Source organism: Tianxiuia mixotrophica (genome assembly GCF_050596425.1).
Lineage (GTDB): Bacteria > Bacillota > Clostridia > Peptostreptococcales > Acidaminobacteraceae.
In genome coordinates, this window is the sequence record NZ_CP192292.1 from 595,716 (window position 1) to 620,733 (window position 25,018).

Here is a 25,018-nt window from a genome sequence, read left to right on the forward strand (position 1 = left end):
CTTTAATATCCTTGAACCAAACGCTCTTTTAAAGATTGTACGGATCTTCTGCTTACTGGAACTTGTAAATTCAGTTCTTTCAATTCTAACAGACGTTTTTCATATTTCACTACATAGCTAAGATTGACAACATAACCTTGATGTACTTTAAGAAAATCATTGTTTAAATGATCGCATATTGCTTTTAGTGATGAACGAATTTTTAGCTTGTTTGAACGTGTATATATAACAACATCTTTGGACACTTTTTCAAGAGCGATTATATCAGTTTGAAGAAGTTTAATAATCCGATTGTTAAAACACAGTGTGATTAATGAGCTGTCCTTAGTCTTAGAATCCAGAATAAATGATATCAAATAGTTTTCAAAAGTAAATGCATCATCCCTTCCAACAAGTTTAATTCTACTGTTTGGTAATTCCCCTAATATAACATTTTGATTTGGATTAAGAACAAGTATTTCACCGATTTGTTTTTCGGGGAAAGCCGACCAGAGTTTGTCATATTCCTTCATGTAAGTATTATCAACAATTACAAGATCAACAAAGTTCCTCATTTTCAGATTTTCACATGCGTATTCAATATTTTGAAAAATGAATGTAAATGTATTGTTGAACTGATTATGCTTATTTATTTTTTCTTTCAGCATACAGGCATAATCGTAATCTTGACTGATTATAAGAATGATCGTTTGTGTTTTATTGCTCATACATTCCCTCCATATATTGTTTTACGTAATGCTCAGTATACATCAATTTTTTTCCTAGTATCCTAAATTGTCATAATTGTTAGTTAAAATAGCATAATTGAATTATTGGTAATTTTAATCCTTAATGCCATATTGGTGTTTCGAATGACCAGTTTTGTCCAATCGGTGACCGTTCGATACTTGTTGTTGACCGATTTTTCTCACAAAAGTGCACAATGAGAATCATATGTAATAAATGTAATAAAATGGTGTAACATAATTTCAGAGTATTTGTGAAATTCGGACGCGTGCGAGAACAAATGCCAATTACTCAATAAGGAGATCAATATGAATTTCATTAAAAATCCTAGCAAAATATATGTTCAGGGACTTTGCTACACATGTACAAAGTGTGGTTTCAAATGCGAAGGCATGTTTACATGCACTTGCGACATACTCGTGTAATTTGGAGGCATAAGAATGAAATATATTAGAAAATCAGCATTAACTTATGAAATCGGATTTTGCATTGGATGCTACCCAAACAATTGTGGTACCCAGTGCTTTAAAGATCGTACAGAAGATTAGGACATAAAGAGATTATTTTGAAAGGAGGTGAGTGCATGAAGTACGTAGTAAAAGCTGCATCTGCTTTTGAAGCTGGATACTGCTACGGTTGCATTAAGCAAGATATAAACAAATGTGACAAGCAGTGTTTTGACAAAGGTTAGACCAGGAGGCAGAAATGAATTATATCAGGAAATCAGACACTAGACATCAATATGCTTATTGCTTTGGTTGCTGGAAAGATTGTATTAAGGTTTGCGGCTTCAATTGCTTAAAAGTTTGTATTGAAAATGGAAATCAGGAGGGCTAAGAAATGAATTATATTAAAAAATCACAAAATGGCTACAAAGAAAGCTATTGCTACATCTGTGGTGGTCAGTGTGCTAACGTTTGTGGCACTCAGTGCTTCAAAGACAGAACAGATAGCTAATAGAAGGTGATGAATATGAAATATATTAAGAAACCTAATAACACGAATACTGTAGCTTACTGCTATGGATGTGCGTTACAAAGCATTAACGACTGTAAAAAGCAATGTTTTGATAAGGGGTAGGCAATGAACTACATACGTAAAGCTATTTTGACACCTAATTACGGCTATTGTGTTTGTATAGGTGTTTGCGATAAATGTGATTATCAATGCTTAGGTCGTAGTTAAATTATGGCCTGTAGGATTCCTACAGGCCACTTTTAGGAGTTCCTGATGATAGTGTTAGAAATTGATAAAAAACATTCTGAAAGTATTCAAACTGAATGGTTTAAAGAAAAAATGAAGTCCCTTGAAAGACACTTTAAATATAGTGAAATAGTTCAAATATGTGCAGTTGATTCAAGGGAAGAGTTTAAGAGTACTATAGGTATCGATTTTCCTGAGTGGGTTATTGCAGCAGCTTTAGATTCAGTTGTATACCTGATCGAACCTCGTAATTGGATGAACAAGCATTCTATAGATCAGATTGTCGTTCATGAGTTGGTCCATGTACTGGTTAACAAGAAGCCTCAAAATATGCCGTTGGCATTGTATGAAGGAATAGCGCTATATTTTGCTGATCAAGTTAATTCTGATTTCAAAAATGTGGCGAAATTGAGTATTGAAGAAATTGAAAACTTGACTTATGAGGATGAAATGTTTTATGAATATGCGGGTTATTATGTGATAGATCAAATCAACGCTATTGGACTTGATGAAGTCATTTCAAATATAACAAAGTAGAAACGAAGGTGAAGAATATGAAGATTCGAAGATCAAATAGAAGTGATACCCCTGAACTCTCAAGACTATATTACCAGTTATCTGAAGATCATTTTTACAAGGAAAAATTCACTGACGATGCACCTGATTTTAATAAAGCTATAGATGTGTATGCAGAAAAAATTCACTCAAAAGATATCGTCATTTATGTTGCTGAAGAAGACAACAAGGTCTGTGGATATATTGAAATGCACCTTAAAAAGTCAGATGGTGATTTCTTCCTTGATGATTATTCTTATATTCTTCATGCGTACGTAGATTCTGACAAGCGTGGATATAAGGTTATTAGAAGGCTATTTAAAGCTTGTGAGGACTACACGAAAGAATGTGGATTAAAGTTCATGCTTCTTGATGTTTATAGTCACAACGAAAGAGTTCAGAAATTAGCACAACATTTTGGTATGGGTGAGTATAGAACAAGATATCTAAAAAATCTAGAGGTGTGTTGATGTGAAAACTATTAGTAGGTTTTTGAAGATTTCAAAGAAATACTGGCTATTTCAAGTCATCGGATTTATTCTGACGGTTTTGTATGCCTTAGCATATTTCGCCTCACCGATAATTTCGAAGTATATGATCGATGAGGTATTGCCAAGTGAGTCCTACAATAAGCTGGCAAGTGGGATAGCTTTATTTTTATTAGTGTGTATTATGCAACCAATTGTTGGTTATCTTAAAAATGTTCTTTTTATAAGTCTTAGTGAGAAAATATCAAACTCTTTACGGCTTGAATTATTCGACTCACTACTGAAAACGAAATACAACAAGCTATATCAATTGGAAAAGGGAATGATCATTTCACGAGTGCTTCATGATACAGAGAATATTGGGAGTTTTATTACGACTTTCTTTGTGTCGGCGCTTAAGAACTTCTTGATCATTATTCTAATTATTGGTGCAATGTTTTATCTTTCGCCAATGCTTACCACTTTAGTCTTAGTGATAAGTATGCTGAGCGCGTTAATAGTAATGCGCTTAAGCTTCAAAACACGCGAATTTGCATCAAGAACTTTTGATAGCAGAGATAATATAAGCATTTTAACTGGTCAAGTTATTGAAAACATTGAGGTTATTAAATCGTTTTTAATGGAGACAAAGTTTGTAGATTTCTTCAAAGAGCGCTCTACGAAATATATGGATGTATCGTGTGATTTAGGAAAATCAAGACAAAAGCATATTGTAAGTGTGGAATCCATAGTCGTTGTCTGTACAATGCTGATTTATGGATACGGATTTTTTGGAGTAATGCGTGGATTTATGTCTCTTGGAACTGTAGTCGCTTTAGGTCTTTATTTCCAAATGCTTGTACCAGCAATTGTTGAGCTAACAAACAGTAATGTTCAGTTACAACAAGCTGTACCAAGCCTTGACAGGATAGAGGAAATTCTTGGTTTGCCTAAAGAGTATTCAGGGAAAAATGCACTGAAAAGACTTGAGTCTATCACTATTGATAAGGTTCACTTCTCTTATGTTGAAAATGCGAAGGTCTTTGATAATTTTTCATTAGGCGTAAAAAGAGGTGAAATACTTGGGATTAAAGGTGAAAACGGATCAGGTAAAAGCACTTTGGTCAAAATGATTATGGGACTCCTTAACGCAGACAATGGGCAAATATTCTTTAATGAGTCTGAGATTGCATCTTACAAAATTGAGAGTATTCGTTCTCAAATCACGTATGCACCACAAAATGCAAAACTTAATAGTGATACTGTTATGAGCAATATAAAGTCCTATGATGACTCAATCACGGATGAGAAAGTATTCTCAGTGAGTCGAGATATTGGATACTTTGATGACATTAATGCACTTCATAATGGTTTTGAAACGGTGGTCTCTGAAGGGGGAAATCTTTCAGGTGGGCAGATGAGAAAAATCAGTTTACTAAGAGCATTTGTGAGGAATTCAGATGTCTATATACTTGACGAACCTTTTACCGGACTTGATTCAGAGAGCTGTGAATTACTTATAAAGTATTTAAATAAAATTAAGAAAGATAAGATCATACTCATTATTTCTCATAATACTATGTCAGAGTTCATCTGCGATAGAACGATCACTCTAAAAAGTGACGAGTTCATGGAGTGTGTATCTGAGCCAAAGAGAATGATCAATTAATCAACCAATTAGTCATATCAAGACGAAGGAGGGAAAGCTATGAATTATATTGTGAAGCCAGAAAACTTATTTAACAAAGGATACTATGTTGAAGGTCTGTGTTACAAATGTAAGCAATGTAATATTCAGTGCGTTAATGAATTTGTCTGTCATTACTAAACGAAATTTAGAGAATATACATTTTAAACTTACTAGTTAATGGAGGATACTATGAAGAAGTCAAATTATAATAAAGTATGGAAACTGAAAAATGGAAAAACACTCGCTTTTAACTCAATGACATGTGCACTTGCTGAGGTTGATGAAAAGTTCCTTGATATCTATGAGAACTTCGATTCGATTGATTTTGATAATTTATCTGATGATCAGGCGAACATGATTGATCAGATGAAAGAAGGTCACTTTGTAATTGATAATGATCTGGATGAAATTAAGCAAATTGAGTTCAGACATTATAAAGGCAAGTATGGTAATAATGGTCTTGGTTTAACTTTAGCACCAACACTAGCTTGTAACTTTAAATGCCCTTATTGCTATGAAACGCCAGATTCAAAAGTGATGGATGAAAATGTACAAGCTGCAATTGTTAAAATGGCAGATGAAGCCCTAAAAAGATCAGATAGCCTAGATATTACCTGGTATGGTGGTGAACCTCTACTAGCTAAGGATCTTATTTGGGATATGTCATCTAAGTTCATTGAAATTTGCGAAAAGAGAGATGCAGATTACGGTGCATATATGGTGTCAAATGGATATCTATTTAAAGAAGATGATCTTGAAATGCTTAAAAAGAGCAGAATTACAGCTATGCAAATCACAATCGATGGACCGCCAGATGTTCACAATACAAGAAGAGTTCTCCATAACGATGGTGAAACTTTTGACGAAATTCTATCAAATATTAAAATGTTAAAAAATGGTGGAATTAAGGTTAACCTTCGTGTGAATATCGATAAAACAAATATTGATCGCGTGCCAGAGTTACTAGATATTCTAGTTGAAAATGGATTAAACTCAATGCCAATCTCATTTGGTCAAGTAACAGCATATACAGAGGCTTGTAGTTCGATTTCAGGATCATGCTTGAATACAAAAGAGTATGCAGATTGGAATCTACAGTTCCAAAAGCAGCTAATTGACAAAGGTTTCCCAGCAAGTAACTATCCGTATTACCCAGGGATCAAAGCAAATTACTGCTGTGCTGACCAAATTAACGCATTTGTTGTTGATCCAAATGGTTACATGTATAAATGCTGGAATAATGTTGGCTTAAAAGACGAAGCAGTTGGCAATGTAAAAGAAGTATTCAATGAAATTGTTGATACAAAATATGCGATTAATCATGCTAAGTGGTTAACGAACACACCTTTTACTGTTGAAAAGTGTGTAGAATGTTCATTACTTCCTGTATGTATGGGTGGTTGTCCACATGTTTCGCTACAAGATGGTACTGTAGACTGTGAAAAATGGATCTACAACCTAGATGAAGTTCTAGAATACACTTTTGATATTAAGTAATTAATAATTCATAGCCATAACTTGACATATATTGACACTATACTTTGTTTTCTATAATATATACATGTATTAGTGGTAATGAATTGTGGATAAATGTGTTAATGGTTAATGAAAGGTAGGTTGCTGCATGAGAATAATAAATGCCATTATGGTTATTGGATTAGTGGTACTAGCAGCAGGTTGTGTTGAGATTCAATCAACAGCAAAAAATGTAGTATCTATTTCATCTCCAATTGAAATAACTCAAACGTTTGAAGATGAGTTTGAAGCATTAGATGTGATTGAGCTTGTAATTGATGGCTATGCTGGAGACATTAAAATTAGTCAATCGGATGATACTGATAAAGTAAGTTTGGTGTCAGAACTTGTTGTAAGAGGACGAACTGAGGAAGCTGTGCAAGAGGCAGTAGGAAAGTTAAGATTAGCATCAAAGATTAGTAGCAACACAATGACGCTTAAGGTTGAATCTAAAAAGATTATGAACAATGATGTCAATTCATTGAACAACACATATACTTTAATTATTCCTAAGACGATAGTTAAGCTAAATATTATGAATGACACAGGTGATACTATTTTAGACGGAAGTTTTGAAGATGTGGTGGCAACGCGTGATGTTGGTGATCTTATTATAAATGGTGCTGTCAATAACCTTGACTCTAAAACAGACGTTGGCGATGTTAAGCTGGATGGAAGCATAGGATCAATAAAATTAAAGAGCAATGTTGGTGACGCAAAGCTGGTTCTTAGAGAGAATGTTTCAAATAGCAACCTAGAAATCAAGCATGATATTAGTGATGTGAAAATTTATCTTCCGAAAGGGAGCACAATATCAAATGATTCGAACACCAATGCCAAGATCAAGTCAACTGATATTACATACTCTGATGATGGCGTTACGATCAAGAATAATTCAAAATCAATGACAGAAATCATCATTTATGACTTAGAACGACTTAACTAATTTGCATTGTCTAGTTAATGAATAAGAATGGGGCACAGAACAAGATTAAATTAATCTTGTCACTGTGCCTCTTCTTTTATTGATAGCAAAGCTTTATAACAGTATAGACTCAATTTCCTTCCAACTGGAAACAATGTTGCCGTCATACTCATTGTAGTCGGTTTCTTTAAACTTAAAGAGATACTTTTCAGAGGCCTTGGTGGATCGAAGGTTCTTGGGATGATCATCAATGAAAATAGAGTCTTCTTCCATCATGGCCACACGTTCCTTGCCGTAGCCATTGCCTGATTTGTTGATGAGTATGATGATTTCATCCACTTCTGGCAGGTGTTCCTCTATCCAAAGGACCTTCTTAGATGCGTTCATAGGAAAAGCTGAAGTGCAAATGATGACATTGTATTTTTCAACGAGACGACCAATAACCCGCTTGGCGTCATCGTAGAACTCAAGGTATTTGAAGAAATCCTTGTCTCCAAAATAATCTTTTATAACCTGTATAGGGTCATCTTCATGTCGGTGTATTAAGGGACAAACACCCTTATAGGCCCAGTTTGAATGTTTTTCCCACTGTGCAGGTACAAAATCTTCATAGTCACTGTAACGCTCATTATACATTTTGCAAATGGCCTTGTCTGCATTCACTATGGTTGAATCAAAATCAATATATAAGTCTTTTTTCATTTCTTCCACCTCTTTAATCAAATACGAGTCACTTTTCTCAGTATAGCATACTGATGGGAGGGTGCTCTATTGTCAAAGTTTATAGGTTCAGTCAAAGACTTTATTATTGATACATAGAGCAAACGCGATATACTACATGTTACTATGTTTCTATGTAATTTATGGGCAATTTATGGAGAAATATATCATATCAACTGACCACAGCGGTTGTTATTATGGGTGTAAGCAGATTCATTATATGTTATAGTGAAAACTTAAAATTATATTTGCAAGCCATTATAATATAAGCCTTATAATTTAATCCTTATAATTTAAACCAGTTAGGCTGGAGAGTCCAAATAAAAAGTGGCTGAAGAAATATTCTCCAGCCACTTATATAAAACGGAATATATCCCTATTTTAAATCAAACCGGTCCGCATTCATAACCTTATTCCAAGCTGATACAAAATCACAAATGAACTTGTCCTTGGCATCCTCACAAGCATAAACTTCTGAAATAGCACGAAGTTGAGAGTTTGAACCAAAAACAAGGTCTACCCTTGTGCCAGTCCACTGGATTTCACCGGTTTTCCTGTCACGACCGACATAAATGTCTTCTTCATCTGGACTCGGCATCCATGCTGTTTTCATATCGAGAAGGTTAACGAAAAAGTCGTTGGTTAAGGATTCTGGTGTTTTCGTGAAAACGCCATATTTTGTGTGTCCATAGTTTGTGTTAAGAACACGCATGCCGCCAATAAGGACAGTCATTTCTGGCGCTGTAAGACCCAGAAGCTGAGACTTGTCGAGTAAAAGTTCTTCAGCGCAAACCGCATACTTTTTCTTTTGATAGTTTCTAAAGCCATCAGCTACTGGCTCAAGAACAGCAAAGGCCTCGATATCCGTTTGATCTTGTGTGGCATCTGTTCGGCCGGGTTCAAAAGGCACCATAACATTTTGACCAGCATTCTTAGCGGCCTGTTCGATGGCGGCTGCTCCACCGAGAACAATCATATCTGCAAGGGAAATTTTTCTTACCTTTGATTCCACGTTGAAGTCTTCGCGGATTTTCTCAAGCACACTTAAGACTTCTTGAAGTTTCATAGGTTGGTTGACTTCCCAGTCCTTTTGTGGGGCAAGTCGAATACGAGCTCCATTGGCTCCGCCTCGCATATCCGATCCCCTATAGGTAGAGGCAGATGCCCAAGCGGTTGTCACAAGCTGACCTAAGGTGAGACCAGAAGCCAGTATTTTCTCCTTGAGCATTTCTTCATCCTGCTTATTGATTAAATCATGGCTGACAGGTGGTACAGGGTCTTGCCAAATGAGTTCTTCATCAGGCACCTCTGGTCCCAAGTATCTTGAGCGAGGCCCCATATCACGGTGGGTCAGTTTAAACCAAGCCCTTGCAAAGGCGTCGGCAAAATCATCTGGATTTTCTAAAAATCGTTTTGAAATAGGCCCGTAAATAGGATCCATTCGAAGGGCCATGTCAGCCGTGGTCATCATAGGTGGGTTTGTCTTATTAGGATCGTGGGCATCAGGGACTGTTTTCTTTGCTTCTGGGTCAGTTGGAATCCACTGCCATGCCCCGGCTGGACTTTTAACCAAGTCCCAGTCATATCCAAAGAGGGTCTCAAAATAATTGTTGTCCCACCTTGTTGGTGTGGCATTCCAAGCGCCTTCAATACCGCTTGTGATTGTGTCACCTCCATGGCCTGTGCCCTGGCTATTTTTCCATCCTAGGCCTTGCTCTTCTAAAGGGGCACCTTCTGGTTCTGGTCCAACTTGTGAGGCGTCTCCTGCCCCGTGACATTTCCCAAAGGTGTGACCGCCTGCAACAAGGGCCACGGTTTCTTCGTCATTCATAGCCATTCGAGCGAAGGTTTCACGAATATCTCTACCAGAAGCCACAGCACTTGGCTCGCCATTCGGGCCTTCTGGATTGACGTAAATAAGGCCCATTTGTACCGCAGCCAGTGGGTTTTCTAAATCCCGGTTGCCGGAGTAGCGTTCATCATCCAGCCACTCCATTTCAGTCCCCCAGTAAATGTCTTCTTCGGGTTCCCAAATGTCTTCACGGCCTCCGGCAAAGCCAAAGGTTTTAAATCCCATGGATTCAAGGGCGCAGTTGCCTGCAAGGATCATGAGATCGGCCCAAGAAATTGATTTTCCGTATTTTTGCTTAATGGGCCAGAGCAGGCGTCTTGCCTTGTCAAGATTGGCATTGTCGGGCCAACTGTTAAGGGGTGCAAACCGCTGATTGCCTGTGCCGCCACCACCACGACCATCGCCCATCCTATATGTACCAGCACTGTGCCAAGCCATCCTAATAAAAAGACCGCCGTAGTGTCCCCAGTCTGCAGGCCACCAGTCCTGAGAATCTGTCATGAGCTTAAAAAGGTCTTCTTTGAGGGCAAAGTAATCAAGTTCCTTAAAGGCTTTTGCATAATCAAAAGATTCATCCATAGGGCTGACTTTTTCAGAATGCTGGTGGAGAATTTTTAGATTGAGTTGGTTGGGCCACCAATCTTTGTTGCTCGTGCCACCTGATTTGGCGCTTGCCATGTGACCAGTGACAGGGCATTTTCCCTTGCTTTGCATGAAATTTTCCTCCTTTGAGTTCTTTACATTTTGGACAGTGAGATAAATGTGATTGGAATCAGTGTCGGATGAAGCGTTAGAAGGTGAATGCAGAGTTGAGCGACATAAAATAGTATGTATGGTTGCAGATTATATATTGATTTGTTTTTATTTATATGTGGAATACCGCTAATGGGAACTTATAATTCTGTGTGCCTTCTTGTCAAAAAATGATACCCAATTTTAATATGTCTATACAAAAATCCTTTGAGTATGTTACTATGACCCTAAGAATGTTTAACAGTGGACGCGCTGTGTGCATAAGAAGGCAGTAACTGACAATTTGAACGGAGGCATCCATGTCAAAACTTGTACTTATTGTGGTTGTACAACTTATTTTTGTACCGCTACTGACTCTAAGAACAATAACAATGGTTAAGAACTTGAAGGTATTGACCGCTGTTTTTGGGTTTCTAGAGGCCCTGGTGTATATATTTGGTCTAGCCATTGTTCTTTCTGGTGAATCGACCTATATGGAAATGTTCGTATATGCCGTTGGTTTTTCAGCGGGACTCATTGCGGGGATATCGGTGGAACAAAAATTGGCCATTGGCTATTCCACTTTTATGGTAAATATCAATCATAGAAATGATGAAATGGTTAAAGCCCTAAGAGACAGTGGCTATGGTGTAACGCTTTTCTCTGGAGAGGGACGAGACAGTGGGCGTGTGAAACTTGAAATTCTAACCAAGAGAAAAAAGGAAGCCACCCTGCTCAAAATCATTAAGACTTTTGAACCCAATGCATTTATTATTTCCTATGAGCCAAAGACATTCCACGGTGGCTACATCAGCGATATAATGAAAAAGAGAATGCAAAAGAGACGAAATGGCGCCCAAGTGGTTGGTAGTACAGCAAGCTTTATTGGACGGTCCATTAAAGAAATTCGTTTTGAGCTAAAAACCCTGAGTCGTGCCTGGAAGAGTAAGTAATTTTAAATATGTGAATGACTGATTTAAAAGTGTCTTTATACTTCGGTTCCTTGATGAAATGAAGGCAGATTTCCAACACAAAAACCCGTGAATCCATATGGATTCACGGGTTTTATTAATTGGGCGACTATGTGAAAGCGCCTGAATTTCATTATTTTTCGGAAGATAAGTCGTTTTCGACCGTCCTCTTGAAGTCCCACATCATATAAATTATAGGACCAATACATAGTCGGTAGATGTTTAAGGGGTTCTATTTGTAGTTCAGAGTACGTTCTTCGATTTCCTTGCGAACCTGTGCAATAAAATCATCTTGAGACATAGAGCCCTTGTCCCCTTCAATACGAGAACGAACAGATACAGCCTTGTCTTCTTCTTCCTTCTGACCGACAATAAGCATATATGGAGATTTGCTTAGCTGGGCTTCACGGATCTTGTAGCCGATTTTTTCAGCACGTTCATCAATTTCCACTCGAATGCCGTTTCTTCTAAGGTTATTCACAACCTCATAAGCATAGTCATGATATTTTTCAGAAATAGGAAGAACCTTAACCTGAACTGGTGCTAACCATGTTGGGAAGGCGCCAGCATACTTTTCAATAAGCATAGCCAGTGTTCTTTCGTAGCAACCAATAGATGTTCTGTGAATGATAACTGGGTGCTTTTTCTGACCATCTTTATCGATATAAGTCATATCAAAACGCTCTGCAAGGGCAAAGTCAATTTGGACAGTGATGATTGTGTCTTCTTTGCCATGAACATTTTTAAACTGAAGGTCAAGTTTTGGACCATAGAAGGCCGCTTCCCCTTCGACTTCCTTATAATCCAGTTCAAGGTGGTCAAGGATTTCACGCATCTTGTCCTGTGTGCTCTCCCATACGTCAGCTTCGCCGATGTACTTTTCTTTATTGTTAGGATCCCACTTAGAGAACTGGTAAGTGATGTCTTCCTCAATGCCCAGCGTTTCCATCATATAATTGATAAGATCTACACAACCCTTGAATTCTTCTTCAAGTTGCTCTGGCGTAACCACTAGGTGACCTTCAGAGATTGTGAACTGGCGAACACGGATCAGACCATGCATTTCACCTGAAGACTCATTTCTAAAGAGTGTTGACGTTTCACCGTAGCGCACAGGCAGGTCACGGTAACTCTTTTGCTCAGCCTTGTACACAGAGAACTGGAATGGGCAAGTCATAGGACGAAGGGCCATGGCGTTGTCAATATCTCCAGGTTCTCCAGATTCACCGGCTTCAGGAATAATAAACATACCATCACGGTACTTGTCCCAGTGTCCAGAAAGTTTGTAAAGGTCAGATTTAGCCATAAGTGGTGTTTTAGTTAAGACATAACCACGGCGCTCTTCCTCATCTTCAACAAATCTCTGAAGGGTTTGAACGATTTTCGCTCCCTTAGGCATAAGGAGTGGAAGGCCCTGTCCAATGGCTTCTGAAGTTGTAAACAGACCCATTTCACGACCAATTTTATTGTGGTCACGCTTTTTAATTTCTTCAAGCCACTCTAGGTGTTCATCAAGAAGCTTTGCTTTTGGGAATGATACACCGTAAATACGCTGAAGCATTTTGTTTTTCTCATCGCCTCTCCAGTAGGCACCTGCAATACTTAGAAGCTTAGAGGCTTTTAGTAGGCCTGTGTTTGGAACGTGTGGTCCCATGCAAAGGTCAACAAAGTCACCCTGCTTGTAAAAGGTAATGACTTCGTCTTCTGGAAGGTCTTCAATGAGTTCAACTTTATAGTCTTCGCCCATTTCCTTACACATTTTAAGGGCTTCTTCTCTTGAAACCACCATGCGTTCAATTGGAAGTTTTTCAGAGCTGATTTTTTTCATTTCCTTTTCAATCTTAACAAGGTCTTCTTGCTTGAATTTTACGTCAAGATCAAAATCATAGTAGTAACCACGGTCAATTGATGGACCAATCGCTAGTTTAGCTTCAGGATATAGGCGCTTTACAGCATGGGCTAGAAGGTGGGCCGCAGAGTGTTTAAACACTTCCACACCAGCTTCATCTTTATAGGTGATGATACTAACCTGATCGCCTTCTTTAAGAATGTGGGATACATCCACTAGTTTTCCATTCACGTCGCCTGCGAGGGCCTCTTTGGCTAGACGTCCACTGATGGACTTTGCTAGATCATAGACGCTTGCTCCTGATTCGATTTCTCTTGATGAGCCATCTTTGAGTAAAATATTCATAGTGTGCCTCCTTGTATAAATGGGCGTCTTTCACAGTTTCGCTTAAGAATCATGTCAGATTCCACTTTGGGATGTTCATGACCTAAGTCTATGGTTTTGAAATCGCCTAAAATAATCAATTGATCGACTTGCAAAAATATCACTTGAGAGTCCCTACCATGACATAGATAGATAATTAAGAATCAAAAATTCTATATGGTATGGTGAGGAAGTGAATCTGTAATTTTGCAAGCGCTTGAATACATTTGTCTATTTGCAAGACATACAACAAAAAATAAAAAAATCCCGTCCCTATAATCAAGGACGAGTTTATCGCGGTTCCACCTTCGTTGCCAAACGGCCACTCCAAGCGCACTATAGTACAGTGCAACTTATTATATCGTAACGTGATAGTCCGTTGAAATTTCAGCAGTGTTTTAAAATATCATAAAATGCTAGCCTAGTCATTCAAAGCTCAGGAGTAGTATTCACAAAGTCGTATTTGAAGGCGCTTGCAGCCTGGGGCGCTTTCTCTCTAGGAAATCATTTTTAGATTTCTTTAAATCGTACAGTGCTGTTTGTCTCCATCATAGCCGATTATTAAATTCTTTATCATATTATACTCACTTATGTTCTTATGTCAAGATAAGAAATGTAAATGTCACAATAAAGGGTATATAAATAAAGAGTGTTAATGGCTAATTATATAATGAAAGAGGTGGAGAAAAGGTGGGGAATAAGAAAATCTGGATCATATTTTTAGGGTTACTTTTGCTGATGCCTTCTGGTCTTGCTTTTGCAGAGGAACCTTCTGTGTGGGCAGAAGATTCTATCAATGAACTTAAAGAAATTCATTACTTTAGCGATGAGGCATTTCAGAATTATCAAAAGGAAATTACTAGAGGTGAGTTCATTTATTTTGCGGTGGGAATGTATGAAATTATGTCTGGACGAGAAATTGTTTTAGACGAGGACATTTTCTTTACAGACACGACAGATATTTATGCCCTAAAAGGGGCCAGCGTTGGCATCACAGCAGGCATAGGAAACAATCAGTTTGGGTATGATCAACCACTGACAAGAGCCCAACTTGCTACATTTATGGTCAAGGTCTTATCCATACTAGAGGTTCCAATGACACCCGGTTCAGATGACCTTTTTTTAGATGATGGACAAATACCTTCATGGGCAAAAGAATCGGTGTATATGGCTAAGAGCAATAATATAATATCTGGTGTTGGCAACAATGCCATGAACCCTGAAGGCAGTGCAACTGTTGAGGCAACTATGACAGTTGTGAATAAAATTTTAAAAGAAAAAAATGGATTGCCTGCCCTTGATCAATTTGGGAACAGGGTGATAATCGATATATATAAATCTGTGAATAAGAGTGCCTCAATTGACACAAGGACAAATGACCAGGGGTCATCTAATTTCACAATTCTTGAGACCACCTACGAAGATGAGATGATCTCGGTCGGCAAGGACATAGAAATCAAGTTGCCAGCTTTTTTTGATGGACAAGGTAAAAGCCTGGTTGTTGAAGAAGTTAAACAGGCGAATGAAGTGGAAAACGCTCTTACTATTTATGATATTACCCTTGAAGATGTGCATGAGCTTGATACCTATATTGAAATTATTATTCCATATGACAATAAAGTGAGTGAAGAAAGTTTATATGCCGCATATTTTAATGAGGAGAATGAAATTTGGACACCACTGCCTTATTCCTTAGATAATGGACAGGCAACAGTTTATACAAATCATTTGTCTTGGTTTGGACTTTTTGAATCAGAAGACAATGATAATACTGCAAAGAAAGATGTTTCAGAGATGGATTATGACAAGGCTATGCAGATTTATAATGATGTTTCGTCGAGTGGAACCGTTAATGTCCCTTCAGCCATTGAAGAAGGTTGGAAGGGTGTGACATCTGGATTGAGTCAGATTGGACCATCAACCACCTTTTTAGAAGAAGCCATACAGATGGAAGCCTTTAAAAATATAAATAATCAATTGGGGAATGTTGGACTGGCAACAACGGGTCTTCAATTTGTCATAGATTTTTCAAAAGGTGACGATAAGAGCATGGCAATAAATGCCACTAAATTTTACATGGATCAGACCATTAGCAAGTACTTTAGCACATCTGCCCTCAAAATTGCATCTTTAGGGACATTTGCTATAGATTATTCTCTCAATGCATTTGCAACGGAGGCCATTGAGGGGCGATATGCCCTACACGAAAAGGCGTTTTATGAGTTTTACAGAAGTGATTCTTCTGTAAAAGACCTTTATGTCAATAGTGGTAGAGGGTCTCATGTTATGTGGTATAAGAAAATCAAGCCTCTATTTGATAAGGCCACATCTGCTGAAAGTGCGAAAATTGAAATAGAGAATATGCTAGAAGAATACTCAAATAAGTACTGGGAAAATGACGAGAATGTATATGAGTACATGTCATATGTATCAGAAGGGGGCTGGACGGCTGATGCTGGTTTGAATGAAGATATGAAAAAATCATTGTCTGCAAACCTATATGCCATGACGGCTAAGTCCTTAGAACCAGTCTTCACCCAGATCGCCAAGAACATCAGGATAGAGCAAGAAATGGACTTATATAGAAAAGAGGAAGAGGTTAGAAAACTCTTCAAGCACCGAACATCTTTGAGAGTCCAGATACTAGGCGACGAAGGTCAAACGAGTGGTATAAATGTGAATGTGCTCAATGAAAACGAGGCTGTTTATTCAGCGGTGACAGATTCCAGTGGACAGGTCACATTCGAATTTACCAACGCGGAGTATGTTAATAACAAAAGACCAAGTGTTGTTAAAATTGAAGTGGATGATAAGACCTACAACCAAGATTTTACTGTTGATGGTATAGAGGATGATGTCTTGGTTCAAATTCAAGTTGACAAAAAAGAAGAAGTGGTTGAAGAAAAAGCTGATGAGGCGCCAGAGGAAGACGTTCTTGAGGCAGACGAAAAAACTGTGCAAGAGAGTGGTGAGGTCACAGAACTTGATGAAACAGTTGATGAGAATTCAGACCAGAGCATCGTGGAAGATACAGATGATCCATATAGAAAGTTCATGAGTGATCACTACACATTCAACTTCAGTGAAATGGAATATAAAGAAGGTCAAAAGCGAGTCGATTATGTTTTCAAAGAAATTCCAGATATGAGCAAGCGATATGCTCCAATTTTTATTGTTTTCTATGACGCTGAAAGAACACAACCGAAAATTGTACATTACACTCTAATAAATGATCATTACACCGAACACAGTAAAGTCAGAAGAGATATGGACTTAAGAGTCAATGACAATCAGTATGGTGGTTTCGAGAAATATTCAGAAAACGGAATCCTAATTCAAGAATATTACGAGTCTTATGACGGGGATGACTGGATTATTGAGAACACCTATTATGATGAGAATGGGAATTGGTTCAGTACGACAAAGATTGTTAATGATGAGATCGTATCACAAGACATAAGAGAATAAGGGTTAAATTATGAAGTCGGAATGTTTAATTCCGGCTTTTTTTTGTAAAATCACTCATTGTCTGTGTTTTTATTTTATATTATGCAGTCCACTAGAAGGTGTCTTGGTGAAGATGCTCATAGTTACATTTAAAAAATTCAAGTTTTAAATTTCAGGAAATTTAGGGTTATGATCTTGCGGACCGAACGCTTGTTTGTTAAAATAAGTTTAATGAACGTCGATTAGACAAAGAGATAATTGAGGGACTTACAAAGTACCACATTAGGGTCATTTGGAAAAGCAGACATAGATTTGCGCTTCGTAAATGTTTGTATGTCTGTAATATCTGTATAGGAGAGAAGTGGCCAGAGTCTGTACTTTGCAAGCGTCTAACTTAAAGTAGTGTTTAGGAGGAGTCATATGAAAGCCCAAATCAGCTTAATCACCATCTGGACAGATCACATTGAAAGAATGAAGGCCTTTTATAAAGAGGTACTAGGTTTTGAGATTATTAATGACCTAGGTGACTATGTAGAGTTTAAAAATGAAGGTGTACGATTTGCCATATGCAAACGTCAGGTCATGCATGACTACAGTGAGGCCTTTAAGCTCATGCGTACAGGACAAGCTTTTGAGTTGGCCTTTCCATGTGAAAATGTTGAGGACTTAGACAAAACGTATGCATCATTAATTGGCAAGGGTGCGGTGGAAATCCATAAACCTGAAAATATGCCGTGGAACCAGAGAACGGCACTTTTTGCTGATCCTGATGGCAATATTCATGAGATTTTTTGTGAACTGAGCGACTAGCAAAATATCGCCGAAGAACCCTTCTTATATCATTTACTGATATGAAAGAAGCAAAAATAGATATAAAAAAGTTAAATTCTATCTATGCATGATAAGGACGTGAATCTGTAATTTTGAAAGCCCCTAAATTAGCGATTAAATATATAAAATGGAAGCCTGATTTTATTTAAAAACATATTAAAGGACCGGTGACGACCATGCCCATGCAAATAACAATAGATGAGTTGAAGTGGTTTTTAATAGAATACCAAGGTCTGGGAAGTCTAAAAAAGTATGAGAGAAAATCTGGTGTGATAGACTTCATGAATCAGGTGGGGTGTATTCAGTACGACCCCCTAAATGTGGTGGGAAGAAACAGTGACTTGGTCCTTCAAAGCCGTGTTAAAGACTATGATTCCTCGATATTAGAAGAACTTCTTTATAAAGACCGGACCCTTGTCGATGGATGGGACAAGCAAATGTCAATTTATAAGGCTTCGGATTGGTCCAAAATGAAGCGGGTGCGTGAAGCCATGGCTTTAAGCACTGAATCCACGCTGAAAAAACGAAAATCCCATGACGCCTTAAAGCATATTGATGCGGTTAAAGATGCTCTGAAAGAGACTGGGCCAACAAGACCAAGTGGCATAGAACTTGGTCAGGTTGAGCGTGGTGTATGGGGGCATGGTAAGATTTCCAGTGTTGTTCTCGATTACTTGTTCCACAAAGGTGCTGTGGGGATTCACAGCAAAAGTGGAACTCAAAAGATATATGATTTTATTGAAAACTTGATGCAAAGTGATGTGATTCAGTCTGAGGAGGGCTTTGAATCTGAAGAAGCCTTCATGGATTGGTATGTGAAAAGAAGAATAGGTTCTATTGGCATGTACTGGGCCAAACGTGGTGATGGCTGGCTGGGCAAGTACCTTTCGGTAAAAAAGAAGCGTACAGAGTCCATTAACAGACTGGTGGAAGCGGGAGATTTGCATGAAGTTGAAGTGGAATCAATAGATGATAAATTCTATATTCGAAGAGAAGACATGCCTCTTTTAAAAAGTCTGATTCAGTCAAAGTCATCTCACAAGCCAATCCGTACGAATGTGGCTAAAAACAATACAGAAAATGAATCAGGCTACGATCCGGATGGGAACTTAATACATAGGTGTAATGAGGAGGGACCAAGTGAGGACAGTTCTGTTCGCTTTATCGCGCCCCTGGATAATCTGATATGGGACAGAAAACTAATTAAGGATGTCTTTAATTTTGACTATGTCTGGGAAGTCTATAAACCAGTTTCTGAGAGGCGCTTTGGGTATTATGTTCTTCCGGTTTTATACGAGAATAATTTTGTTGGACGATTTGAGCCAGACCACCTGAGGGGTGGCAATGTTTTAAGGATAAAAAACTGGTGGTGGGAAGAAGACACCCTTGTTGATGATGCCCTAAGACAAACTGTTGTAAAAGGCTTTGAAGATTTTGCCCGTTATCTGGGCGTAGAAAAAATTGATGCGGACTTTGAACAATTGTTGAAGTAAAAGACCTGAAGATCTTAGAGTCTCATTTAAAACAGTATTCAAGCACCAACCATAATAAAGGCTGAAAAGAATAAAGACGCAGTAGAGTAAAGCTTGAAAAGAATGAAGTCGGAACATAGTAAAGACCAAACATAGTAAATAACGAACATAGTAAATAACGAACATAATAAAACAACTAATAATAAAGAGCATTCACAAACATGGAATCTGTTGGTGAATGCTCTTCTGTTTAGATTTAGAAAACCATTTACGTCATTCTATATGCATATAGCAATGGAAATTATAGTAGAAATCATAGAACAAGTCAAAATATATCCATCAAAAATTTGACTTGGCAGTAACCTCGATTAGGGACGAGGTATGTTTTTGAATCCTGTATTAAAGCAGATTTTTAAAGCCTACCATGATAGGTTCTTGAAAGAACCTCCTCTTGTTGTGCTCGACTCAGTCTGTTGAAGTTAACAGCATAACCTGAAACGCGTATAGTTAAATTAGGATAGTCTTCAGGCCTTTCCATGGCGTCCATGAGTTTTTCACGACTTAAAACATTGACATTGAGGTGGTGGGCAGCCTGATCAAAATAGCCATCAAGTATGCCAACCAAATTTTGAACCTGTATCCCATCGCTTTTGCCAAGGGCCTTTGGCGTGACTGAGAAAGTACACGAAATACCATCTCGACAGGCTTCATATGGGACCTTGGCGACAGAGTTAAGGGAGGCTAGGGCGCCGATCTTATCCCGACCATGCATAGGGTTAGCGCCTGGGGCGAATGCGTCACCAGACTTTCGGCCATCAGGTGTGCTGCCCGTTTTCTTTCCATAGACCACGTTGGATGTAATGGTCAAAATGGAGAGGGTGTGTTCTGCATTTCGGTAGGTTGGGTGGTGGCGAAGCTTTTTTATAAAATTTTCAGTAAGCTCACTTGCAAGATCATCCACACGGTTGTCGTCGTTGCCAAACTTAGGATAATCACCTACGATTTCAAAATCTATCATATAACCTTGATTATTGAAAATCGGCTTAACTTGTGCGTGTTTTATGGCTGATAAGGAATCTGCCATGACAGATAGACCAGCAATGCCAAAGGCCATATAGCGGTGAACATCGGTGTCATGAAGGGCCATTTGAGTTTTTTCATAGGCATATTTGTCATGCATGTAGTGGATGATGTTCATGGCACGAACATAGTTTTCACAGAGCCAGTCGAGATAGGTATCCAGCCTGGATCTTACTTGGTTAAAGTCAAGTGTTGGTGATTTAAGAACATCCATTTTGGGGCCAACCTGGATGTTAGAAGATGTATCAAAACCACCATTAAGAGCCAATAATAGGGTTTTAGGCAGGTTGCATCTGGCACCAAAAAACTGCATTTCCTGACCAATACGCATAGCGGAAACACAGCATGCTATGCCGTAGTCATCTCCATAATCTTGACGCATTAAATCATCATTCTCGTACTGGATGGCGTCGGTTTCAATAGAAAGTTTTGCGCAGTAATTTTTGAAGGCCTGAGGTAAATTTTTTGCCCAAAGAACAGTCATATTTGGTTCTGGAGCTGGTCCGAGATTGGTGAGCGTATGTAAAAATCTAAAGCTGGATTTTGTGACGAGGGTTCGCCCATCTTGTCCCATTCCCCCCAGTGATTCAGTGACCCAGAGAGGATCACCGGCAAATAGCTCATTGTAATCTGGTGTACGCAGTTGCCGAGCCATTCTTAGCTTTAAGACAAAGTCATCAATAATTTCTTGAACAGCGGATTCAGTCATGGTCTGATTTGAAAGATCACGCTGGGCATAAATATCTATAAAGGTGCTGACGCGGCCCAGGGACATAGCTGCGCCATTTTGTTCTTTAATGGCGCCCAAATAACCGTAGTAGAGCCACTGGACAGCTTCTAGAGTGTTTGTTGCTGGCCGGGATATATCATGGCCATAAGCGAGGGCCATTGTTTTTAATTTTTTTAGAAAATCAATTTGTCGGTAGACTTCTTCAGAAAGGCGGATAGATTCTTCGAGCATGGGGCTATTTTCAAGGTCTCTTTTATCGGCTTGCTTATGAGCAATGAGGGTGTCCACACCATAGAGGGCAATCCGTCTATAATCGCCAATAACACGACCGCGACCGTAGGCATCAGGTAGACCGGTAATAAGACCTGACTTACGCATTTTAAGAATCTCATCGGAATAGACTCGGAAAACACCATCGTTGTGGGTTGTTTTGTATTTAAAATGTTCCTCTATAGAGTCCCCAAGTTTATAACCATAGGCTTCACAGGCTTGTCGTGCCATTCGTATGCCTCCAAAGGGATTAACACCGCGCTTTAGTGGGGCGTCGGTTTGCAGACCATATATGATCTCTTCGTGGCCGTGGATCAGTCCCTTTTCATAGCTTAATAGAGATGAAACCCTATCTGTGTCAATGTCCAGAACGCCACCTTTTTCGAGTTCCATTTGTTTTAACGCCTTAAGATGATCAAGGAGTTTTTGTGTTCGTTTAGTCGGCGGTGATAAGAAGGCATGATCTCCATGATAGGGGGTGCGGTTTTTAATAATAAAATCCCGAACGTCTATGGTGTCACACCATTTGCCTTTGTTAAATCCATTCCATGCACTTTTCTTCATAATAATCCTCCTGTTTTACTTGCCCAGGTGGACATAGAAAAACCGACACACCTGGGCTACTTGCGCCCAGGCGGTCGGCTAATTACGAAATTCATTTCAATCCCCCGTGGTAGACTCCACTTTTTCCGCCAGTCTTGAAATGTTATTCAAATTATAGCTTTATTATCGAACGTTGTAAAGGAAAATGAATATATTGTTCATGAATTGGTCAGACTTCTGTAAGTCTTACAAAAAAAACCAGAGAACTTACTTTGCATCATTTTCCATAAGTGCAACGCGTAGACAGTGCCAGCCAAGTGTTCCACATTTAACCCGAGCAGGCATTTTTGAAAGAGTTTCAAAAATTTGTGCATCTTGAAGTTGGTTTTTGTCCTCCGGGCTGAGTTCATGGCCTTTTATCATTTTTGAATAAAGGTCTGTGAGGGTTAGAGCTGTTTCCTTGTCTTGTCCAAGAATCAAATCGATCATAATGGACATAGAGGCTTGAGAAATGGCACAACCTGTTCCTGTAAACTTTGCATTTTTAATAAGTCCCTCCTCAACTTCTAGATGGAGGGTCAGGTCATCACCGCAGTTGGGGTTGTGGCCTCTTTCTGTGTGGGTGACAGTTTCAAGTTGACCCTTGTGAGGGCTGTTTCGATTGTGTTCTAAAATAATTTCTGTATACATTTGATCAAGCATATCCAAAGACCTCCCTTGCCTGAGCCAGAGCACTGATAAAGTTGTCCACGTCCTCTAGTGTGTTGTAAACTGCAAAACTCACCCGGCATGTTGATGACAAGTTCAAATGCTTCATAAGGGGCTGACAGCAGTGGTGGCCTGCCCGAATGGCCACGCCGTGATGGTCTAAAATAGTGGCCACGTCGTGGGGATGGATGCCTTCTACATTGAATGTGATAAGACCACCACGCTCAGACGAGTGGCTGGGACCATAAATAGTAACCCCATCCATATCACTGAGCTTTGAGTAAGCATAGCCTGTAAGGCGCTCCTCGACGGATCGAATGTTTTCTACTCCAATGGCATCAATATAGTCGAGTGCAGCATGAAGTCCAACAGCACCATAAACATTTTGAGTGCCAGCCTCAAGCCTTTCTGGCAAAGGGGCAAAGGTCGAAGTTTGCTCCTCGACGTATTCAATCATATCGCCACCGCGCAAGAAGGGTTCAAACTGTTCTAGCAGATCGGTTTTGCCATATAAAACCCCAATGCCCTGTGGTGCAAAGATCTTATGGCCTGAAAAAACAAAGAGGTCTATGTTAAGGGCTTTCACATCAATAGGTATATGACCGATGGCTTGAGCCCCATCAACGGCAAATATGCCTCCGTGGGCGTGGGTGATTTCTTCAAGGCTTTTTAAGTCGTGAATGGATCCTATGCCATTGCTGATATAAGGCACAAGGACGTATTTTGTCTTGTTATCAATCTTGCTTAATTCAGATTTTGGAATATGACCTAAATTATCGCAGTATAGATATTCAAGTTGAGTCCCCTTAGCTCTGGCAACCATTTGAAGGGGGAGCAGGGCGCTATGATGGGCCGTGATTGAAGTGATGATTTTATCACCAGGCTCGATAGAATGCATCAAGTAACCATAAGCAATAAGATTCAAACTTTCTGTGGTATTTCTTGTGAAGACACATTGAGCACTTGAATCGGCATTAATGAAACCTCTGACCTTTTCACGCGCCGCATCATAAGCTTTTGTGGCTTCAATGGAAAGTCGATGCGCCCCGCGGTGGGGGCTGCCATGACTTTGATTTGTATAGTTTGAAAGAGCATTCTGCACATGAAGGGGCATGTGGGTTGTAGCGGCATTGTCCAGGTATGTGAGGGCATGATCTGTACTGAGTATGGGAAAGTCAGACCGTATACGTCTTACATCCATTTTTGTCGTTAGATTCATAGCATCCACTCCTTAAGACCTAGCAGGGACAAGGGCCTGCTTGTTCTCACTTAATCGCACTTCAAAGGCAGATAGTATTTCTTCACGAAGAGATTTTATTTCAAGTTCTTCAAGGGTTTCAGCCACGGCAGCCGTTACCAGAGTTCGGCGGGCTTCATCTTCAGAGAAGCCTCGGCTCATCATGTAGAAGAGTAAATCTGTGTCCATTCGTCCGACACTGGCAGCGTGTTCTCCAATAACATCATCCTCTTCACACATGAGGGCGGGAATGGAGTCGGAGTTCACATCAGGGCTGAGTATCAGAACAAACTCTTCTTCTTGTCCCACAGCGGTCTTTGAACCAGACTTGAAATCAAGGGTCCCTCTGAAGGTTTTACGGGCTCTATCACCAAGAGCGCCCTTGGCTAAAATTTTCGATTGTGAATGGGCACCAAAGTGTTGTGCCATGTAGGAAATATCAAGCAGATCATCACCAAATCCCAGGTAGCCATTATAGACTTCAAACTGGCTGTGGCGGCCTTTCAAATCTGCTTGGCACCCAAGAGCTTTAAATGAACCACCAATTTGATAGTCAAAGAATCGCACAGTTGCCCCTTCTTCCACTTGAAAATGTATATTGTCAAAAAACTCAGAGTCTGAGCTTAAATCCTGAAAGCGGACAATATCAAGGGTGCTTCCTGGTTCAGCTATAACACTTGTCACTCCATGGTGACGGGTCTGGTGGGCATCTGCGTTTGTATAGCGTAAGACAACCGACATGCTGTGACCAGACTTGGCATGAATGAGGTTGCGTTCTGCCATAGCGGGTGTTTGTGACAGGTCATAGTTGATCTGTACTGGGTTTAGACGATCACTAGACTGGCTTGAAGTGATATGAAAGCCATTTCTGCTCTTTGCAGATGTGTGGCTAATAAAGGCATCGCCTAGATGATTTTTGAAATTTTTTTCAGAAGCCAATAGCAGATCAAGTACAGCCCCGTTTCCATCTGGATCAAGGGGATGCATGTCTGTTTGGTTGTCCTTATTTTCTATGGTAAAGGCTGCAGAAGATATGGTTCTGTTCAAAATATCTTCTGGTAGGGGGGCTCGTCTCCATTTGGGTAGAGCATGCCCCTCAAAGCTCTTTTGATGTTCTGATTTATATGTCATG

The 25,018-nt window shown here is 39.3% G+C and carries 18 protein-coding genes and 1 riboswitch; of the genes, 10 read left to right on the forward strand and 8 right to left on the reverse strand.

Going from position 1 to position 25,018, the window contains the following annotated elements; all coding sequences use genetic code 11:
- Positions 1-2: 2 nt before the first annotated feature.
- Entirely contained in the window at positions 3-707 is a 705-nt protein-coding gene (locus ACQ4KW_RS02750) for a LytTR family DNA-binding domain-containing protein (protein WP_430885007.1), read from the reverse strand.
- 602 nt (positions 708-1,309) lie between these two features.
- Between ACQ4KW_RS02750 and ACQ4KW_RS02755 the strand changes: the two genes are divergently transcribed.
- From ACQ4KW_RS02755 to ACQ4KW_RS02780, 6 genes are all read left to right on the forward strand, one after another.
- Entirely contained in the window at positions 1,310-1,417 is a 108-nt protein-coding gene (locus ACQ4KW_RS02755; protein ID WP_430885008.1) for a Clo7bot family Cys-rich peptide, read from the forward strand.
- Between the two features lie 539 nt (positions 1,418-1,956).
- Positions 1,957-2,466 carry a hypothetical protein gene (locus ACQ4KW_RS02760; RefSeq protein ID WP_430885009.1) on the forward strand — a complete coding sequence of 170 codons (510 nt, stop codon included), beginning with the start codon at positions 1,957-1,959 and terminating at the stop codon, positions 2,464-2,466.
- Positions 2,467-2,483: 17 nt separating this feature from the next.
- Positions 2,484-2,954 (forward strand): GNAT family N-acetyltransferase, encoded by a 471-nt coding sequence (locus ACQ4KW_RS02765; RefSeq protein WP_430885010.1) that lies wholly within the window; start codon positions 2,484-2,486, stop codon positions 2,952-2,954.
- A gap of 1 nt (position 2,955) precedes the next feature.
- Positions 2,956-4,620: an ABC transporter ATP-binding protein gene (locus ACQ4KW_RS02770; RefSeq protein ID WP_430885011.1), complete on the forward strand. Its 1,665-nt coding sequence runs from the start codon at positions 2,956-2,958 to the stop codon at positions 4,618-4,620.
- A gap of 210 nt (positions 4,621-4,830) precedes the next feature.
- Positions 4,831-6,138, forward strand: a complete 1,308-nt coding sequence (gene ctpM / locus ACQ4KW_RS02775) for a radical SAM/SPASM domain Clo7bot peptide maturase (protein ID WP_430885012.1) — start codon at positions 4,831-4,833, stop codon at positions 6,136-6,138.
- A 127-nt stretch (positions 6,139-6,265) separates the two neighbouring features.
- Entirely contained in the window at positions 6,266-7,102 is an 837-nt protein-coding gene (locus tag ACQ4KW_RS02780; RefSeq protein ID WP_430885013.1) for a hypothetical protein, read from the forward strand.
- Between the two features lie 93 nt (positions 7,103-7,195).
- Here the strand turns inward: ACQ4KW_RS02780 and ACQ4KW_RS02785 are convergent, their stop codons facing one another.
- The gene (locus ACQ4KW_RS02785) at positions 7,196-7,783 is read right to left on the reverse strand and encodes a 5' nucleotidase, NT5C type (RefSeq protein ID WP_430885014.1); all 588 of its coding nucleotides are present in this window, start codon (positions 7,781-7,783) and stop codon (positions 7,196-7,198) included.
- 394 nt (positions 7,784-8,177) lie between these two features.
- A complete protein-coding gene (gene katG, locus ACQ4KW_RS02790) occupies positions 8,178-10,367 on the reverse strand; it encodes a catalase/peroxidase HPI (RefSeq protein WP_430885015.1) in 2,190 nt (729 codons plus the stop codon).
- A gap of 338 nt (positions 10,368-10,705) precedes the next feature.
- On the opposite strand from katG, the gene ACQ4KW_RS02795 reads away from it, so the two are divergent.
- A complete protein-coding gene (locus tag ACQ4KW_RS02795; protein WP_430885016.1) occupies positions 10,706-11,338 on the forward strand; it encodes a DUF2179 domain-containing protein in 633 nt (210 codons plus the stop codon).
- Between the two features lie 250 nt (positions 11,339-11,588).
- On the opposite strand, the gene thrS is transcribed toward ACQ4KW_RS02795, so the two are convergent.
- Positions 11,589-13,550: a threonine--tRNA ligase gene (gene thrS / locus ACQ4KW_RS02800; RefSeq protein ID WP_430885017.1), complete on the reverse strand. Its 1,962-nt coding sequence runs from the start codon at positions 13,548-13,550 to the stop codon at positions 11,589-11,591.
- A gap of 708 nt (positions 13,551-14,258) precedes the next feature.
- Here thrS and ACQ4KW_RS02805 point away from each other — a divergent pair.
- The 3 genes from ACQ4KW_RS02805 to ACQ4KW_RS02815 all read left to right on the forward strand — a co-directional run bounded on the left by ACQ4KW_RS02805 (position 14,259) and on the right by ACQ4KW_RS02815 (position 19,339).
- A complete protein-coding gene (locus ACQ4KW_RS02805; protein ID WP_430885018.1) occupies positions 14,259-17,036 on the forward strand; it encodes an S-layer homology domain-containing protein in 2,778 nt (925 codons plus the stop codon).
- 399 nt (positions 17,037-17,435) lie between these two features.
- Positions 17,436-17,825, forward strand: a complete 390-nt coding sequence (locus ACQ4KW_RS02810) for a VOC family protein (RefSeq protein WP_430885019.1) — start codon at positions 17,436-17,438, stop codon at positions 17,823-17,825.
- A 197-nt stretch (positions 17,826-18,022) separates the two neighbouring features.
- Positions 18,023-19,339, forward strand: coding sequence for a DNA glycosylase AlkZ-like family protein (locus tag ACQ4KW_RS02815; RefSeq protein WP_430885020.1), 1,317 nt, complete (start codon positions 18,023-18,025; stop codon positions 19,337-19,339).
- Positions 19,340-19,730: 391 nt separating this feature from the next.
- Here ACQ4KW_RS02815 and pflB read toward each other — a convergent pair whose 3' ends face one another.
- The 4 genes from pflB to ACQ4KW_RS02835 form a co-directional block, all read right to left on the reverse strand.
- Positions 19,731-21,962: a formate C-acetyltransferase gene (gene pflB / locus ACQ4KW_RS02820; RefSeq protein ID WP_430885021.1), complete on the reverse strand. Its 2,232-nt coding sequence runs from the start codon at positions 21,960-21,962 to the stop codon at positions 19,731-19,733.
- A gap of 57 nt (positions 21,963-22,019) precedes the next feature.
- A riboswitch (ZMP/ZTP riboswitch) is annotated at positions 22,020-22,108 on the reverse strand.
- 100 nt (positions 22,109-22,208) lie between these two features.
- Entirely contained in the window at positions 22,209-22,643 is a 435-nt protein-coding gene (sufU, locus tag ACQ4KW_RS02825; RefSeq protein WP_430885022.1) for a Fe-S cluster assembly sulfur transfer protein SufU, read from the reverse strand.
- Positions 22,636-23,868: a SufS family cysteine desulfurase gene (locus ACQ4KW_RS02830; RefSeq protein ID WP_430885023.1), complete on the reverse strand. Its 1,233-nt coding sequence runs from the start codon at positions 23,866-23,868 to the stop codon at positions 22,636-22,638. The genes sufU and ACQ4KW_RS02830 overlap by 8 nt, the downstream gene beginning before the upstream one ends.
- A 12-nt stretch (positions 23,869-23,880) precedes the next feature.
- On the reverse strand, positions 23,881-25,017 hold the full coding sequence (locus tag ACQ4KW_RS02835) for a SufB/SufD family protein (protein ID WP_430885024.1): 1,137 nt from the start codon (positions 25,015-25,017) through the stop codon (positions 23,881-23,883).
- Position 25,018: the final 1 nt, after the last annotated feature.